The following is a 16,558-nucleotide window of genomic DNA, read 5'->3' as shown; positions in this document are numbered from 1 at the left end:
TGATGCCGGGCGACAACGTGAAGATGGTTGTCACCCTGATCAACCCGGTGGCAATGGACGAAGGCCTGCGCTTCGCAATCCGCGAAGGTGGCCGTACCGTCGGCGCCGGCGTGGTCGCAAAGATCGTCGCTTAATAAGCCTGTAGCGCCAGCAGTAACTGCTGTTGGCGGCGCGGATGGCGGGCCGGGTACCTCGGTCCGCCTTCGCCGTCTAAGGTGATGTGTAATAGTCAAGTTTTACGCCAGTAGCTCAATTGGCAGAGCAGCGGTCTCCAAAACCGCAGGTTGGGGGTTCGAGTCCCTCCTGGCGTGCCATTTGCAACTCTCTATCCAGTGACCTTGGTCGCACCAGCTACAAGAGTCGGATGAACAGCAAGATCGAACATTCCAAGCCCGCCGCGTCTTCTGGTGGCGATATCGTCAAGTACGTCGGCGCTGCGCTGTTGGTGCTGGCTGGTTTGTTTGTCTGGTTCTGGTTTGCCGATCAGCCGCGTGCTGCCCAGCTGGGCGCATGGGCCGGTCAGTGGCGTGCGCTGGCAGTGGTTTTGGGTCTGGTGGCCGGTGGTGCAGTGTTCATGCTGACCACGAAGGGCCATCAGGCAATCGAATTCCTTTCTGAATCCCGTTTCGAGCTGCGCAAGGTCGTGTGGCCGACCCGCCAGGAAGCTATCCGCATGACGTGGGTGGTGGTTGTGGTGGTGATCGTGTTGAGCCTGCTGTTGGGTGGCTTCGACTTCGTGATCCAGAAGCTGACCCAGTGGTTCCTGGGTCGTTAAGGAGATATCTGTGAAGCGTTGGTACGTCGTTCACGCCTATTCAGGTTTTGAGAAGTCGGTTGCGCAGGCACTGCGTGATCGCATTGCGCGTGACGAGATGCAGGAGCTTTTTGGCGACGTGCTGGTCCCCACGGAAGAAGTGGTGGAAATGCGCGCTGGCCAGAAGCGCCGCTCCGAGCGCAAGTTCTTCCCGGGTTACGTGTTGGTACAGATCGAGACCCACGAAGAAGCCGGTATCCCGCGTATCGACAACGAAAGCTGGCATCTGGTCAAGGAAACCCCGAAGGTCATGGGTTTCATTGGTGGCACTGCTGACCGTCCTTTGCCGATCCAGGACAGCGAAGCTGCTGCCATCCTGAATCGCGTTCAGGAAGGTGTCGAGAAGCCGCGTCCGAAGGTGCTGTTCGAGCCGGGCCAGATGGTCCGTGTCACCGAAGGCCCGTTCAATGACTTCAATGGCGTTGTCGAAGAAGTCAATTACGAAAAGAGCCGTCTGCGCGTCTCGGTGCTGATCTTTGGTCGCGCCACGCCGGTCGAGCTTGAATTCGGCCAGGTCGAAAAAGCGATCTGATGGCTGCGCGCCGCCTGTTCAGGTGGCGACGAAAAAAGCTGCTACAATTTTTGGCTCCCCAATGAGGGAGCAAATCAAGGGCTGCCGCGAGGTGGCCTTTGGTGCGATTTCACAACGCGATGCCGGGACGCGTGATTCCCGGTCCGATGGGGAGCCTGTTGTCGCAAGGCGCTAGCACCCGGAGAGCACTCTAATGGCAAAGAAAGTTGTCGGTTATATCAAGCTGCAGGTAAAGGCCGGTCAGGCCAATCCCTCGCCGCCGGTCGGTCCTGCGCTGGGTCAGCGTGGCCTGAACATCATGGAATTCTGCAAGGCGTTCAACGCTGCCACGCAGAAGCTGGAACCGGGTCTGCCGGTGCCGGTGATCATCACGGCCTACTCGGACCGTACGTTCACCTTCATCACCAAGAGCACCCCGGCGACCACGCTGCTGAAGAAGGCCGCTGGCATTTCTTCGGGTTCGAAGAAGCCGAACACCGACAAGGTGGGCAAGGTTACTCGCGCGCAGCTGGAAGAAATCTGCAAGGCAAAGGAGCCGGATCTGACGGCTGCCAGCCTTGACGCCGCCGTGCGTACGATCGCGGGTTCTGCCCGTTCCATGGGCCTGGTGGTGGAGGGTTAATCTGATGGCACAGACCAAGCGTGAGAAGGCCATCAAGGCCGCTATCGTCCCGGGCAAGGCATACGCCTTTGAGGACGCAATCAACATCCTGAAGACCGCCACCAAGGCCAAGTTCGTCGAGTCCATCGACGTGGCCGTGCGTCTGGGCGTGGATGCCAAGAAGTCCGACCAGCAGGTTCGCGGTTCCACCGTGCTGCCGGCCGGTACCGGCAAGTCGGTCCGCGTTGCCGTGTTCGCTCCGGCCGGTGCCAAGGCTGACGAAGCCCTGGTCGCTGGCGCCGAAGCCGTCGGCATGGACGACCTGGCTGAGAAGATGCAGGCCGGCGATCTGAACTATGACGTCGTCATTGCTACCCCGGACGCGATGCGCGTTGTCGGTAAGCTGGGCACCCTGCTGGGCCCGCGTGGCTTGATGCCGAACCCGAAGGTCGGCACCGTTTCGGCCAACCCGGGCGAAGCCGTCAAGAATGCCAAGTCGGGTCAGGTGCGTTACCGCACCGACAAGGCCGGTATCATCCACTGCACCATCGGCAAGGCCAGCTTCGAAAACGGCGCGCTGCAGTCGAACCTGCAGGCACTGCTGGTTGACCTGATCAAGGCCAAGCCGGCCACCTCGAAGGGCCTGTACCTGCAGAAGGTGTCGGTCAGCTCGACGATGGGCCCGGGCGTGACTGTCGACCAGTCCTCGCTGTCCCTGAAGTAATTGTTTGAAGCGGCCTCGGTACCTTTGGTGCCGGGGCCGTCATTTTGAAGGCGTCGCGCAGGGTGACCTGCGTGGAGCCGTCAAAGACCGCAGGCGCGGTCAGCGCATACCGGCGACGGGCATGGAAGCTCGATTTGGCAAGGAGTCGCCGCCGGCACAGCGAGATCGCTTAATCGATTCGTTCTCGGATCACCCTGCGTAGATGGTGCCGCCCTTCTGGATTTTTCTGGTTCACGTACGTCCGGGTTTGCCCGGGTTTGCACTCCAGCTCTAGAACGGCCACCACCGGAACATCACCCGATGTTCCCGGCGTCCAGGACGGATGCCGCCCAGGACCGCACACGGCTAGGAGCCGTAAGCGGAATATGTTTGAAGCAGGATGTTGAGGTTCGGCCAGGGAGGCCTGCAGCAGTGGCATTGCCGCTCTTGCCAATCCCGGATCCCGAATTCCCAGTCCCAGCTTAAACGGAGGAGTGCAATGGCTCTCAATCTGTCCCAGAAGCAAGAAGTAGTCGCCGAGCTGGCAGACGTCGCCGCCAAGGCCCACTCCTTGATCGCAGCCGAATACGCTGGCACCACGGTCGCTCAGATGACCGCGATGCGTAAGCAGGCCCGCGAAACCGGTGTTTTCTTGAAGGTTGTCAAGAACACGCTGGCCTCGCGCGCCGTTGAAGGCACCGATTTCGCAGTTGCAAAAGACCAGATGGTTGGTCCGCTGCTGTATGCGTTTTCGCTTGAGGAGCCCGGCGCAGCCGGTCGCCTGATCAAGGAAGCCGCCAAGGGTAACGACAAGCTGAAGGCGAAGGTCGTGGCAATCGGCGGGGAAGTTTTCCCGGCCAGCCACGTCGACGTGCTGGCATCGTTGCCGACCCGTGATCAGGCCCTGGCCATGTTGGCCCGCGTCCTGACCGAGCCGGTCACCATGTTCGCCCGCGCCGTCAAGGCTATCGGTGAGAAGCAGGAAGGTGGCGCAGCGGAAGCTGCAGCGCCGGCCGCTGAAGCTGAAGCCGTCTAAGTTCGACGTCTCCGTGGTTCCGCACGGAACCTCAATCCAGAATATTTTCAAAAGGTAATCAAAATGTCCCTTACCAACGATCAGATCGTCGACGCAATCGCCGAAAAGTCCCTGATGGAAGTGATGGAGCTGGTCAAGGCCATCGAAGAGAAGTTCGGCGTGTCGGCTGCTGCCCCGGTTGCAGTTGCTGCTGCTGGCCCGGTTGCTGCTGTTGAAGAGCAGACCGAATTCAACGTCATCCTGAAGGATGCCGGCGCGAAGAAGGTCGAAGTGATTAAGGCCGTCCGCGCCATCACCGGCCTGGGCCTGAAGGAAGCGAAGGACCTGGCTGAAGCCGGCGGCGTCGTGAAGGAAGGCGCTTCGAAGGAAGACGCCGACAAGTTCAAGAAGGAACTGGAAGCCGCCGGCGCGACCGTCGAGCTGAAGTAATCAGTTCTTGCATCGTCATCGATTTACGGCGATGCAGCCAAGGCTGGGGGCGTAAAGCCCCCGGCCTTTGGTCGTTTCAAACCGTTGTAATGCCGGGCGTGCCTGGCAGGCAATAGAAAGACCAACGTGGCAAGTGTCAGGCGCTGCGCCCCAGACGATGGGGTGACCCGCAGCCGATACAAGCGAGTTGGCAGTTGGAAGTAGCAATAGAAGGCGTGCTGGTGCCGGCAATACCAGCGACTTCCAACTGACAATTTCAAGATTTCCTTACGGGTCGTGGACGCACGGCTCGCACAACAAGGTGGAAGACCTCATGACGTCCTATTCGTACACCGAAAAAAAGCGCATCCGCAAAGATTTCGGCAAGCAGCGCTCGATCCTCGAGGTGCCGTTCCTGCTCGCGATCCAGGTTGATTCGTACCGCGAATTCCTGCAGGAAAACATCGACCCGGCCAAGCGCTCCGACCACGGCCTGCATGCTGCGCTGAAGTCGGTGTTCCCGATTTCCAGCTACAGCGGCAATGCTGCCCTGGAATACGTCGGCTACAAGCTGGGCGATCCGGTGTTTGACGAGCGCGAGTGCCGCCAGCGTGGCATGAGCTACGGCGCGCCGCTGCGCGTCACCGTGCGTCTGGTCATCTACGACCGCGAATCGTCCACCAAGGCGATCAAGTACGTGAAGGAGCAGGAGGTCTATCTGGGCGAAATCCCGTTGATGACCGACAACGGCACCTTCATCGTCAACGGTACCGAGCGCGTCATCGTGTCGCAGCTGCACCGTTCGCCGGGCGTGTTCTTCGACCACGACCGTGGCAAGACCCACAGCTCGGGCAAGCTGCTGTACAGCGCCCGCATCATTCCGTACCGCGGCTCCTGGCTGGACTTCGAGTTCGACCCGAAGGACGCACTGTTCACCCGTATCGACCGTCGCCGCAAGTTGCCGGTGTCGGTGCTGCTGCGTGCGCTGGGCTACAACAACGAAGAGATGCTGGCCGAGTTCTTCGAGGTCAACACCTTCCACATCAACCCGGACGAAGGCGTGCAGCTGGAGCTGGTGCCGGAGCGTCTGCGTGGCGAAACGCTGAACTTCGACCTGGCTGACGGCGACAAGGTCATCGTGGAAGCCGGCAAGCGCATCACCGCGCGCCACATCAAGCAGCTGCAGGCCTCGGGCATTGCCGCCCTGGCCGTGCCGGACGACTACATCGTCGGCCGCATCCTGTCGCACGACGTGGTTGATGCCAACACCGGTGAACTGCTGGCCCAGGCCAACGACGAAATCAGCGACGAACAGCTGCAGAACTTCCGCAAGGCGGGCGTTGATGCAGTGGGCACGCTGTGGGTGAACGATCTGGATCGTGGCCCGTACCTGTCCAACACCCTGCGCATTGATGGCACCAAGACCCAGCTCGAAGCGCTGGTCGAAATCTATCGCATGATGCGTCCGGGCGAGCCGCCGACCAAGGACGCCGCGCAGAACCTGTTCCACAACCTGTTCTTCACCTTCGAGCGCTACGACCTGTCCACGGTTGGCCGCATGAAGTTCAACCGTCGTGTCGGCCGCAAGGAAGTCACCGGTGAGTCGGTGCTGTACGACCGCAAGTACTTCGGTGAGCGTAACGACGAGGAATCCAAGCGCCTGGTCGCCGCACACGGCGAAGGTTCGGACATCCTGGACGTGATCAAGGTGCTGACCGAGATCCGCAACGGCCGCGGCGTGGTCGATGACATCGATCACCTGGGCAACCGTCGCGTGCGTTCGGTCGGTGAAATGGCCGAGAACGTGTTCCGCGTGGGCCTGGTCCGCGTCGAGCGCGCGGTCAAGGAGCGCCTGTCGATGGCCGAGTCGGAAGGCTTGACCCCGCAGGAACTGATCAACGCCAAGCCGGTGGCTGCCGCGATCAAGGAATTCTTCGGTTCCTCGCAGCTGTCGCAGTTCATGGACCAGAACAACCCGCTGTCGGAAGTGACGCACAAGCGTCGCGTCTCGGCGCTGGGCCCGGGCGGCCTGACCCGCGAGCGCGCTGGCTTCGAAGTCCGCGACGTGCACCCGACCCATTACGGCCGCGTCTGCACCATCGAAACGCCGGAAGGCCCGAACATCGGCCTGATCAACTCGCTGGCCGTGTTCGCACGCACCAACAAGTACGGCTTCCTGGAAACCCCGTACCGCAAGGTGCATGACGGCAAGGTCTCCGACGAAGTCGAGTTCCTGTCGGCCATCGAAGAAAACGAGTACGTCATCGCCCAGGCCAATGCCCTGACCGATGCCAAGAACATGCTCACCGAGCAGTTCGTACCGTGCCGCTTCCAGGGTGAGTCGCTGCTCAAGCCGCCGGCAGAAGTCCACTTCATGGACGTCTCGCCGATGCAGACCGTGTCGGTCGCTGCCGCGCTGGTTCCGTTCCTGGAGCACGATGACGCGAACCGTGCACTGATGGGCGCCAACATGCAGCGCCAGGCCGTGCCGACCCTGCGTGCACAGAAGCCGCTGGTGGGTACCGGTATCGAACGCGCCGTGGCGCGTGACTCGGGTGTGACCGTGAACGCCCTGCGTGGTGGCCAGATCGTGCAGATCGACGCCGGCCGCATCGTGGTCAAGGCCAACGAGAACGAGATCACCGATCCGGCAGATGCCGGCGTGGATATCTACAACCTGATCAAGTACACCCGTTCGAACCAGAACACCTGTATCAACCAGCGTCCGCTGGTGAACGTGGGTGACGTGATCGCGCGCGGCGACGTGCTGGCCGATGGCCCGTCCACCGACATCGGTGAGCTGGCGCTGGGCCAGAACATGCTGATCGCCTTCATGCCGTGGAACGGCTACAACTTCGAAGACTCCATCCTGCTGTCCGAGCGTGTGGTCGAGGAAGATCGTTACACCACGATCCACATCGAAGAACTGACCTGCGTTGCGCGTGACACCAAGCTGGGGCCGGAGGAAATTTCCGCCGACATCCCGAACGTGTCCGAGCAGGCGCTGAACCGTCTGGACGAATCCGGCGTGGTGTACATCGGTGCGGAAGTGCGCGCCGGCGACATCATGGTTGGCAAGGTCACGCCGAAGGGCGAGAGCCAGCTGACCCCGGAAGAGAAGCTGCTGCGCGCCATCTTCGGCGAGAAGGCTTCGGACGTTAAGGACAGCTCGCTGCGCGTTCCGCCGGGCATGGACGGCACCGTCATCGACGTGCAGGTCTTCACCCGCGACGGCATCGAGAAGGACAAGCGCGCACGTCAGATCGAGGAAAACGAGATCAAGCGCGTCAAGAAGGACTTCGACGACCAGTTCCGCATCCTGGAAGGCGCCATCTACGCACGTCTGCGTTCGCAGCTCGTGGGCAAGGTTGCCAACGGCGGCGCCAGCCTGAAGAAGGGTGACGTGATCACCGACGCGTTCCTGGACGGCCTGAAGAAGTCCGACTGGTTCACCCTGCGCATGAAGGACGATGACGCGTCCGACGCCATCGAACGTGCCCAGATGCAGATCCAGGCACACGAGAAGGAATTCGAGCGTCGCTTCGCCGACAAGCGCGGCAAGATCACCCAGGGCGACGATCTGGCACCGGGCGTGCTGAAGATGGTCAAGGTGTTCCTGGCCGTGAAGCGCCGCATCCAGCCGGGTGACAAGATGGCAGGCCGCCACGGTAACAAGGGTGTGGTCTCCAACGTGGTGCCGGTCGAAGACATGCCGTACATGGCTGACGGCAACACCGTGGACATCTGCTTGAACCCGCTGGGCGTGCCGTCGCGTATGAACATCGGCCAGATTCTGGAAGTGCACTTGGGCTGGGCCGCAAAGGGCCTGGGCAAGCGCATCCAGGGCATGCTGGAACAGCAGCGTGCGGTCAGCGAACTGCGTGAGTTCCTGGGCAAGATCTACAACCATGACTCGGCCATCTCCGAGCAGCGCGTGGACCTGTCCCAGTTCAGCGACGAAGAGCTGCTGAACCTGGCCAAGAACCTGACCGACGGCGTGCCGATGGCAACCCCGGTGTTCGACGGCGCGGCGGAAGAGGAAATCCGCGAAATGCTGAACCTGGCCTACCCGGATGAAGCACCGGAAACCGCTCGCCTGGGCTTCAACGCCAGCAAGACGCAGATGCAGCTGTATGACGGCCGCACCGGCGAAGCCTTTGACCGCAAGACCACGGTCGGCTACATGCATTACCTGAAGTTGAACCACTTGGTCGACGACAAGATGCATGCCCGTTCGACCGGTCCGTACTCGCTCGTTACCCAGCAGCCGCTGGGCGGCAAGGCGCAGTTCGGTGGTCAGCGCTTCGGTGAAATGGAAGTCTGGGCACTGGAAGCCTACGGCGCGGCCTACACCCTGCAGGAAATGCTGACGGTGAAGTCCGATGACGTACAGGGCCGTAACCAGATGTACAAGAACATCGTCGACGGTGAGCACGAGATGGTTGCGGGCATGCCGGAATCCTTCAACGTTTTGGTGAAGGAAATCCGCTCGCTGGCCATCAACATGGAACTGGAAGGCGGTTGATTGCGCAGGCGCTGCTGCAGTGATGCAGCAGCGCCGCCAGCACTGACTGACAGCCCATCGACACAGATTTCCTCCTTTCGGAGAACACCATGAAAGACCTGCTCAACCTCTTCAACCAGCAGCGCCAGACGCTGGACTTCGACGCGATCAAGATCGCGCTGGCCTCGCCGGACCTGATCCGTTCGTGGTCCTTCGGCGAAGTGAAGAAGCCGGAAACCATCAACTACCGTACCTTCAAGCCGGAACGTGACGGCCTGTTCTGCGCCGCCATCTTCGGACCGGTCAAGGACTACGAGTGCCTGTGCGGCAAGTACAAGCGCATGAAGCACCGCGGCGTCGTCTGCGAAAAGTGCGGCACCGAAGTCACCCTGGCCAAGGTGCGCCGCGAGCGCATGGGCCACATCGACCTGGCATCGCCGGTCGCGCACATCTGGTTCCTCAAGTCGCTGCCGTCGCGCATCGGCCTGATGCTGGACATGACCCTGCGTGACATCGAGCGCGTGCTGTACTTCGAAGCCTACGTGGTGACCGAGCCGGGCCTGACCGCCCTGGAGCGCCGCCAGCTGCTGACCGAAGAACAGTACCTGCAGGCGCGCCAGGAGCACGGCGACGACTTCGACGCCGCCATGGGCGCCGAGGCCGTGTACGAACTGCTGCGCACCATCGACCTGCAGGCCGAAATGGTCCGCCTGCGCGAGGAAATCGCCTCGACCGGTTCGGAAACCAAGCTCAAGCGTCTGACCAAGCGCATCAAGCTGGTCGAAGCCTTCCTCGAGTCGGGCAACCGCCCGGAGTGGATGGTGATGACCGTGCTGCCGGTGCTGCCGCCGGACCTGCGTCCGCTGGTTCCGCTGGACGGTGGCCGCTTCGCGACCTCGGATCTGAACGATCTGTACCGCCGCGTCATCAACCGTAACAACCGCCTGCGCCGCCTGCTGGAGCTCAACGCTCCGGACATCATCGTGCGCAACGAAAAGCGCATGCTGCAGGAATCGGTTGACGCCCTGTTGGACAACGGTCGCCGCGGCCGTGCCATCACCGGCACCAACAAGCGCCCGCTCAAGTCGCTGGCCGACATGATCAAGGGCAAGCAGGGCCGCTTCCGCCAGAACCTGCTGGGCAAGCGCGTCGATTACTCGGGCCGTTCGGTGATCACCGTGGGTCCGTACCTGAAGCTGCACCAGTGCGGCCTGCCGAAGAAGATGGCGCTTGAGCTGTTCAAGCCGTTCGTGTTCGCCAAGCTGCAGCGTCGTGGCCTGGCCACCACCATCAAGGCCGCCAAGAAGCTGGTCGAGCGCGAAGAAGGCGAAGTCTGGGACGTCCTGGAAGAAGTCATCCGCGAGCATCCGGTGCTGCTGAACCGCGCGCCGACCCTGCACCGTCTGGGCATCCAGGCGTTCGAACCGCTGTTGATCGAAGGCAAGGCCATCCAGCTGCATCCGCTGGTCTGTACCGCATTCAACGCCGACTTCGACGGTGACCAGATGGCCGTCCACGTGCCGCTCTCGCTGGAAGCCCAGCTGGAAGCGCGTGCGCTGATGATGTCCACCAACAACATCCTGTCGCCGGCCAACGGCGAGCCGATCATCGTGCCGTCGCAGGACGTCGTGTTGGGCCTGTACTACATGGCGCGCTCGCTGGTGAACAAGCAGGGCGAGGGCATGGTGTTCGCGAACACCGACGAAGTGAAGCGTGCCTACGACAACCGCCTGGTTGAGCTGCACGCCCGCGTCAAGGTGCGCATCGTGCAGGTCGAGCGTGACGAAGACGGCAACAAGGTCAAGAAGACCTCGATCGTCGACACCACCGTCGGCCGTGCGCTGCTGAGCGAGATCATGCCGGAAGGCCTGCCGTTCGAGCTGTGCAACACCGAGATGACCAAGAAGAACATCTCGCGCCTGATCAACCAGAGCTACCGTCTGCTGGGTCTGAAGGACACCGTGGTGTTCGCCGACAAGCTGATGTACACCGGCTATGCCTACGCAACCCGCGCTGGCGTGTCGATCGGCATCGACGACATGCTGATCCCGGACGAGAAGAAGGGCATCCTCGGCGAAGCCGAAGCCGAAGTGCTGGAAATCCAGGAGCAGTACCAGTCCGGTCTGGTCACCGCTGGCGAGCGCTACAACAAGGTGGTCGACATCTGGTCGCGCACCAATGAGCGCATCGCCAAGGCGATGATGGAAACCATTGGTACCGAGAAGGTCGTGGGCAGCGACGGTGAGCTGGTCGACCAGAAGTCGATGAACTCGCTGTACATCATGGCCGACTCCGGTGCCCGTGGTAGCCAGGCGCAGATCCGTCAGCTGGCCGGTATGCGTGGCCTGATGGCGCGTCCGGACGGCTCGATCATCGAGACGCCCATCAAGGCGAACTTCCGTGAAGGCCTGAACGTGCAGGAGTACTTCAACTCCACCCACGGTGCCCGTAAGGGTCTGGCCGATACCGCGTTGAAGACGGCGAACTCGGGTTACCTGACCCGTCGTCTGGTCGACGTGGCGCAGGACGTGGTGATCACCGAGGTTGATTGCGGCACCACCGAAGGCCTGACCATGATTCCGATCGTGGAAGGCGGCGACGTGGTTGAGCCGTTGAAGGATCGCGTGCTGGGCCGCGTCGTGGCCGAGGACGTTTTCCTGCCGGGCAACGACGAAGATCCGATCGTGACCCGCAACACCGTGCTCGACGAGCAGTGGGTGAACAAGCTGGAAGAAGCCGGCGTGCAGACCATCAAGGTCCGCTCGACCATCACCTGCGCCTCGTCCTTCGGTGTCTGCAGCCTGTGCTACGGCCGCGATCTGGCCCGTGGCCACATCGTCAACATCGGTGAAGCGGTCGGCGTCATCGCCGCACAGTCGATTGGTGAGCCGGGTACCCAGCTGACCATGCGTACGTTCCACATCGGTGGTGCGGCATCGCGTGCGGCTGCGGTCGACAACATCACCGTCAAGACCACCGGTTCGGTGAAGTTCTCCAACCTGAAGCACGTCGAGCAGACCAGCGGTTCGCTGGTTGCGGTCTCGCGTTCGGGTGAAATCTCCGTGCTCGACCCGCATGGTCGTGAGCGTGAGCGCTACAAGCTGCCGTACGGTGCCAGCATCGGCGTCAAGGACGGTGCTGAGATCAAGGCTGGCCAGACCGTGGCCAACTGGGATCCGCATAACCACCCGATCGTGTCGGAAGTGGCTGGTTTCGTGCGCTTCATCGACTTCATCGATGGCGTGACCGTGATCGAGAAGACCGACGAACTGACCGGTCTGGCCTCGCGCGAAATCACCGATCCGAAGCGTCGTGGCTCGCAGGCCAAGGATCTGCGCCCGCTGGTCCGCATCGTCGATGGCAAGGGCAATGACCTGACCATCCCGGGCACCGACCTGCCGGCGCAGTACCTGCTGCCGCCGCGCTCGATCGTCAACCTGCAGGATGGCGCGCCGGTAGGCGTGGGCGACGTGGTTGCCAAGATCCCGCAGGAAGCCTCGAAGACCCGCGACATCACCGGTGGTCTGCCGCGCGTTGCCGACTTGTTCGAAGCCCGCAAGCCGAAGGACCCGGCGATCCTGGCCGAGCGTTCGGGTATCATCAGCTTCGGCAAGGACACCAAGGGCAAGCAGCGCCTGATCATCAAGGACACTGATGGTTCGGAGCACGAAGAGCTGATTCCGAAGTACCGTCAGATCATCGTGTTCGAAGGTGAACACGTGACCCGCGGTGAAACCGTGGTGGACGGCGAGCCGAGCCCGCAGGACATCCTGCGCCTGAAGGGCGTGGAAGAACTGGCCCGTTACCTGGTCAAGGAAATCCAGGACGTTTACCGCCTGCAGGGCGTGAAGATCAACGACAAGCACATTGAAGTGATCTCGCGCCAGATGCTGCGCAAGGTGGAAATCGTTGACCAGGGCAGCAGCAAGTTCCTCAATGGCGAGCAGGCCGAGCGCCAGCGCGTGATCGAGGAGAATGCCAAGCTGATCGCCCGCAACGAGCTGCCGGCACGTTTCGAGCCGGTGCTGCTGGGTATCACCAAGGCATCGCTGGCCACCGAGTCGTTCATCTCGGCGGCTTCGTTCCAGGAAACCACCCGCGTGCTGACCGAGGCTGCCGTGCGCGGTACCTCCGATGGCCTGCGCGGCCTGAAGGAAAACGTGATCGTCGGCCGCCTGATTCCGGCGGGTACCGGCCTTGCGTACCACGCCCAGCGCCGTCGTAACGCGTCGGGTCTGACCGATTCGGAAATCGCAACCCTGGCCGCTCCGGCGGTGGTCGCTGAACCGGCGGTCGTGGCATCGGAAGCTGAACCGGCGACTGGTGAAGAGTAAGTAGTTTGATCGGCCGGTCCGTTCGCGGATCGGCAGTTCGACCTGAACGGGGAATATGGAGATACCCCTGTAACGGCTCTGGATCGGGGCTGGCTTGGCATGGGCCTGTTTGACTGGGCTCTTGACAAGTTGCTACAATCGTCTGTCTCAGCAGGCCAAAATTTTGGCCTGCTTTACAATTTCCGCATCCTGGCCGTTTTTTGGCGGCCCCAATCAGAAGAACCTACTGATGGCGACGATCAACCAGCTGGTACGCAAGCCGCGTCAAGCTACCACCTACAAGAGTGCCTCGCCGGCGCTCGACAAGTGCCCGCAGCGCCGTGGCGTCTGCACGCGCGTGTACACCACCACTCCGAAGAAGCCGAACTCGGCTCTGCGCAAGGTTGCAAAGGTCCGCCTGACCAACCAGGAAGAAGTGATTTCCTACATCGGTGGTGAAGGCCACAACCTGCAGGAGCACTCCGTGGTCCTGATCCGCGGCGGTCGCGTCAAGGATCTGCCGGGTGTGCGTTACCACACCGTCCGTGGCTCGCTCGATGCCGCCGGCGTCGCCAAGCGTCGTCAGGCGCGTTCCAAGTACGGCGCAAAGCGTCCGAAGGCCTGAGGAATAAGACATGTCACGTAAAGGTAATACTCCCCAGCGTTCGGTCCTGCCGGATCCGAAGCACAAGAGCGAAACCATTGCCCGCTTCATCAACATGGTCATGTTGAGCGGCAAGAAGTCCGTTGCTGAAAAGATCGTTTATGGCGCCATGGACGTGATCAGCGAAAAGAACCCGAACGCAATCGAGCTGGTGCAGAAGGCACTGGACAACGTTGCTCCGGGCGTGGAAGTGAAGTCGCGTCGCGTCGGTGGTGCCACCTATCAGGTGCCGGTCGAAGTGCGCGCTTCGCGCAAGATGGCCCTGGCCATGCGTTGGCTGATCGACTCGGCGCGTAAGCGCGGCGAGAACACCATGCCGCGCAAGCTGGCTGCTGAACTGCTGGACGCTTCGGAAAACCGTGGCGGCGCCATCAAGAAGCGCGAAGAAACCCACCGTATGGCGGAAGCGAACAAGGCCTTCGCTCACTACCGCTGGTGAGTTGTAGGGGCCTTGGAAACAGGGCCCCTGGCACCCATGTGGTGCTACTTGTAGCGCTTTGAGCGCTGCTTAAATCCGAAGGCCGCCGCAAGGCGGCGTTCGGCCATCCGAATTCCAAGAAATTGAGAGGCTCCCGTGGCCCGCACCACTCCTATCGAGCGTTACCGTAACTTCGGCATCATGGCCCACATCGATGCCGGCAAGACCACCACGTCCGAGCGCATCCTGTTCTACACCGGCAAGAGCCACAAGCTCGGTGAAGTGCATGATGGCGCCGCCACCATGGACTGGATGGAGCAGGAGCAGGAACGTGGCATCACGATCCAGTCCGCTGCTACCACCGCGTTCTGGAAGGGCATGGACAAGTCCCTGCCGGAGCACCGTTTCAACATCATCGACACCCCCGGGCACGTTGACTTCACCATCGAAGTCGAACGCTCCCTGCGCGTGCTCGACGGTGCGGTGTTCGTGCTGTGTGCCGTTGGTGGCGTGCAGCCGCAGTCCGAGACCGTGTGGCGCCAGGCCAACAAGTACCAGGTTCCGCGCATCGCGTTCGTCAACAAGATGGACCGTACCGGTGCCAACTTCCTGAAGGTCCGTGACCAGCTGAAGGCCAAGCTCGGCGCCGTCGCCGTGCCGATGCAGCTGCCGATCGGTGCCGAAGAAGGCTTCAAGGGCGTGGTCGATCTGCTCAAGATGAAGGCCATCCATTGGGATGAGGCTTCGCAGGGCATGAAGTTCGAGTACGGCGAAATCCCGGCTGATCTGCAGGCGGCGGCTGAAGAAGCCCGCACCTTCATGATCGAGACCGCGGCTGAAGCCAGCGAAGAGCTGATGGAAAAGTACCTGGGCGGCGAAGAGCTGGACGAGGCCGAGATCATCAACGCGCTGCGTACCCGTACGCTGGCCGTTGAAATCGTGCCGATGTTCTGCGGTTCGGCGTTCAAGAACAAGGGCGTGCAGGCCATGCTGGACGGCGTGATCCAGCTGCTGCCGTCGCCGGTTGACGTGCCTGACGTGAAGGGCACCGACGTCGACGACGACTCCATCGAGATGACCCGCAAGTCGGACGACAAGGCTCCGTTCTCGTCGCTGGCGTTCAAGATCATCACCGATCCGTTCGTTGGCGCGCTGACCTTCTTCCGTGTCTACTCGGGCACCCTGAACGGTGGCGACACCGTGCTGAACTCGGTGAAGAACAAGAAGGAGCGTATCGGCCGCATCCTGCAGATGCACTCGAACAACCGCGAGGAAATCAAGGAAGTTCTGGCTGGTGACATCGCTGCTGCCGTGGGCCTGAAGGACACCACCACCGGTGACACGCTGTGCTCGCTCGAGGCACCGATCGTGCTTGAGCGCATGGTGTTCCCGGAGCCGGTGATCTCGATGGCCGTCGAGCCGAAGACCAAGTCGGACCAGGAAAAGATGGGTCTGGCGCTGGGCCGTCTGGCACAGGAAGATCCGTCGTTCCGCGTCAAGACCGACGAAGAATCCGGCCAGACCATCATCTCCGGCATGGGCGAGCTGCACCTGGACATCATCGTTGACCGCCTCAAGCGCGAGTTCAACGTTGAAGCCAACGTCGGCAAGCCGCAGGTGGCCTACCGCGAAACCATCCAGCTGGCTGACGTCAAGTCGGATTACAAGCACGCCAAGCAGTCCGGTGGTAAGGGTCAGTACGGTCACGTCGTGATCGAGCTGTCGCCGATCACCGCTGAAGACCGTGCCGATCCGAAGCTGGCTGGCGCCATCAAGGATGACTTCCTGTTCATCAACGACATCACCGGCGGCGTGATCCCGAAGGAATTCATTCCTTCCGTGGAAAAGGGCCTGCGCGAAACCATCACCAGCGGCCCGCTGGCTGGCTTCCCGGTGGTGGACGTCAAGGTCAAGCTGGTGTTCGGCTCGTACCATGACGTTGACTCCTCGGAAATGGCGTTCAAGCTCGCCTCGTCGATGGCCTTCAAGCAGGGCTTCGCCAAGGCCAAGCCGGTTCTGCTGGAGCCGATCATGAAGGTCGAGATCGTGACCCCGGAAGACTACCAGGGTGACGTGATGGGCGACGTAAGCCGCCGTCGTGGCGTTCTGCAGGGTTCGGGCACCACCGGTGACGGCTCGGCCAGCATCATCAATGCGATGATCCCGCTGGGCGAAATGTTCGGTTACGCCACCGCGCTGCGTTCGCAGACCCAGGGTCGCGCAACCTTCACGATGGAATTCGACCATTACGAGCCGGCGCCGAACAACATCGCCGAAACCGTCATCAAGAAGGGCTGAGTCTCTGACTCAGCCTCTCCTTCCAAGTTATAGATAATCAAGGAACAACAATGTCCAAGAGCAAGTTCGAGCGCACCAAGCCGCACGTCAACGTCGGCACCATCGGCCACGTCGACCATGGCAAGACCACCCTGACCGCAGCACTGACCAAGATCGGTGCAGAGCGCTTCGGTGGCGAGTTCAAGGATTACTCCTCGATCGACGCCGCGCCGGAAGAAAAGGCACGTGGCATCACGATCTCGACCGCACACGTTGAGTACGAATCCG

At 61.6% G+C, this 16,558-nt stretch carries 12 protein-coding genes, 1 tRNA gene and 1 pseudogene; all 14 read left to right on the top strand.

Features of this window, described 5'->3' with window-relative positions; translation table 11 throughout:
- Positions 1-134: pseudogene (gene tuf / locus QMX78_RS14335) on the top strand (elongation factor Tu); the annotation flags it as partial.
- 104 nt (positions 135-238) lie between these two features.
- Positions 239-314: transfer RNA gene (locus tag QMX78_RS14330), tRNA-Trp, on the top strand.
- Positions 315-364: 50 nt separating this feature from the next.
- Positions 365-775, top strand: a complete 411-nt coding sequence (gene secE / locus QMX78_RS14325; protein ID WP_282270689.1) for a preprotein translocase subunit SecE — start codon at positions 365-367, stop codon at positions 773-775.
- 10 nt (positions 776-785) lie between these two features.
- A complete protein-coding gene (gene nusG, locus QMX78_RS14320) occupies positions 786-1,346 on the top strand; it encodes a transcription termination/antitermination protein NusG (protein ID WP_057630031.1) in 561 nt (186 codons plus the stop codon).
- Between the two features lie 193 nt (positions 1,347-1,539).
- Positions 1,540-1,968 carry a 50S ribosomal protein L11 gene (gene rplK, locus QMX78_RS14315; protein ID WP_057630030.1) on the top strand — a complete coding sequence of 143 codons (429 nt, stop codon included), beginning with the start codon at positions 1,540-1,542 and terminating at the stop codon, positions 1,966-1,968.
- 4 nt (positions 1,969-1,972) lie between these two features.
- Entirely contained in the window at positions 1,973-2,671 is a 699-nt protein-coding gene (gene rplA / locus QMX78_RS14310; protein WP_282270683.1) for a 50S ribosomal protein L1, read from the top strand.
- A gap of 478 nt (positions 2,672-3,149) precedes the next feature.
- Positions 3,150-3,686, top strand: coding sequence for a 50S ribosomal protein L10 (gene rplJ, locus QMX78_RS14305; protein WP_282270681.1), 537 nt, complete (start codon positions 3,150-3,152; stop codon positions 3,684-3,686).
- A gap of 63 nt (positions 3,687-3,749) precedes the next feature.
- Entirely contained in the window at positions 3,750-4,115 is a 366-nt protein-coding gene (gene rplL / locus QMX78_RS14300; RefSeq protein WP_282270680.1) for a 50S ribosomal protein L7/L12, read from the top strand.
- A gap of 313 nt (positions 4,116-4,428) precedes the next feature.
- Entirely contained in the window at positions 4,429-8,619 is a 4,191-nt protein-coding gene (gene rpoB, locus QMX78_RS14295) for a DNA-directed RNA polymerase subunit beta (RefSeq protein ID WP_282270678.1), read from the top strand.
- An 89-nt stretch (positions 8,620-8,708) separates the two neighbouring features.
- Positions 8,709-12,932, top strand: coding sequence for a DNA-directed RNA polymerase subunit beta' (gene rpoC, locus QMX78_RS14290; RefSeq protein ID WP_282270676.1), 4,224 nt, complete (start codon positions 8,709-8,711; stop codon positions 12,930-12,932).
- 229 nt (positions 12,933-13,161) lie between these two features.
- Positions 13,162-13,536, top strand: coding sequence for a 30S ribosomal protein S12 (gene rpsL, locus QMX78_RS14285; RefSeq protein ID WP_004145320.1), 375 nt, complete (start codon positions 13,162-13,164; stop codon positions 13,534-13,536).
- 10 nt (positions 13,537-13,546) lie between these two features.
- Positions 13,547-14,014 carry a 30S ribosomal protein S7 gene (rpsG, locus tag QMX78_RS14280; protein ID WP_057630019.1) on the top strand — a complete coding sequence of 156 codons (468 nt, stop codon included), beginning with the start codon at positions 13,547-13,549 and terminating at the stop codon, positions 14,012-14,014.
- 135 nt (positions 14,015-14,149) lie between these two features.
- Positions 14,150-16,291: an elongation factor G gene (gene fusA, locus QMX78_RS14275; protein ID WP_282270671.1), complete on the top strand. Its 2,142-nt coding sequence runs from the start codon at positions 14,150-14,152 to the stop codon at positions 16,289-16,291.
- A 50-nt stretch (positions 16,292-16,341) separates the two neighbouring features.
- On the top strand, positions 16,342-16,558 hold a 217-nt coding region (locus tag QMX78_RS14270), incomplete at its 3' end, for a GTP-binding protein (protein ID WP_282270669.1).

The organism is Stenotrophomonas sp. PS02298 (assembly GCF_029959445.1).
Taxonomy (GTDB): Bacteria; Pseudomonadota; Gammaproteobacteria; order Xanthomonadales; family Xanthomonadaceae; genus Stenotrophomonas.
Note: the sequence above shows the minus strand (reverse complement) of the source record. Positions and strands in the feature narration are given on the sequence as shown.

Coding starts and splice junctions, on each gene's coding strand:
- secE (WP_282270689.1), top strand. CDS start 365: ATGAACAGCAAGATCGAACATTCCAAGCCCGCCGCGTCTTCTGGTGGC.
- rplK (WP_057630030.1), top strand. CDS start 1,540: ATGGCAAAGAAAGTTGTCGGTTATATCAAGCTGCAGGTAAAGGCCGGT.
- rplA (WP_282270683.1), top strand. CDS start 1,973: ATGGCACAGACCAAGCGTGAGAAGGCCATCAAGGCCGCTATCGTCCCG.
- rplJ (WP_282270681.1), top strand. CDS start 3,150: ATGGCTCTCAATCTGTCCCAGAAGCAAGAAGTAGTCGCCGAGCTGGCA.
- rplL (WP_282270680.1), top strand. CDS start 3,750: ATGTCCCTTACCAACGATCAGATCGTCGACGCAATCGCCGAAAAGTCC.
- rpoB (WP_282270678.1), top strand. CDS start 4,429: ATGACGTCCTATTCGTACACCGAAAAAAAGCGCATCCGCAAAGATTTC.
- rpoC (WP_282270676.1), top strand. CDS start 8,709: ATGAAAGACCTGCTCAACCTCTTCAACCAGCAGCGCCAGACGCTGGAC.
- rpsL (WP_004145320.1), top strand. CDS start 13,162: ATGGCGACGATCAACCAGCTGGTACGCAAGCCGCGTCAAGCTACCACC.
- rpsG (WP_057630019.1), top strand. CDS start 13,547: ATGTCACGTAAAGGTAATACTCCCCAGCGTTCGGTCCTGCCGGATCCG.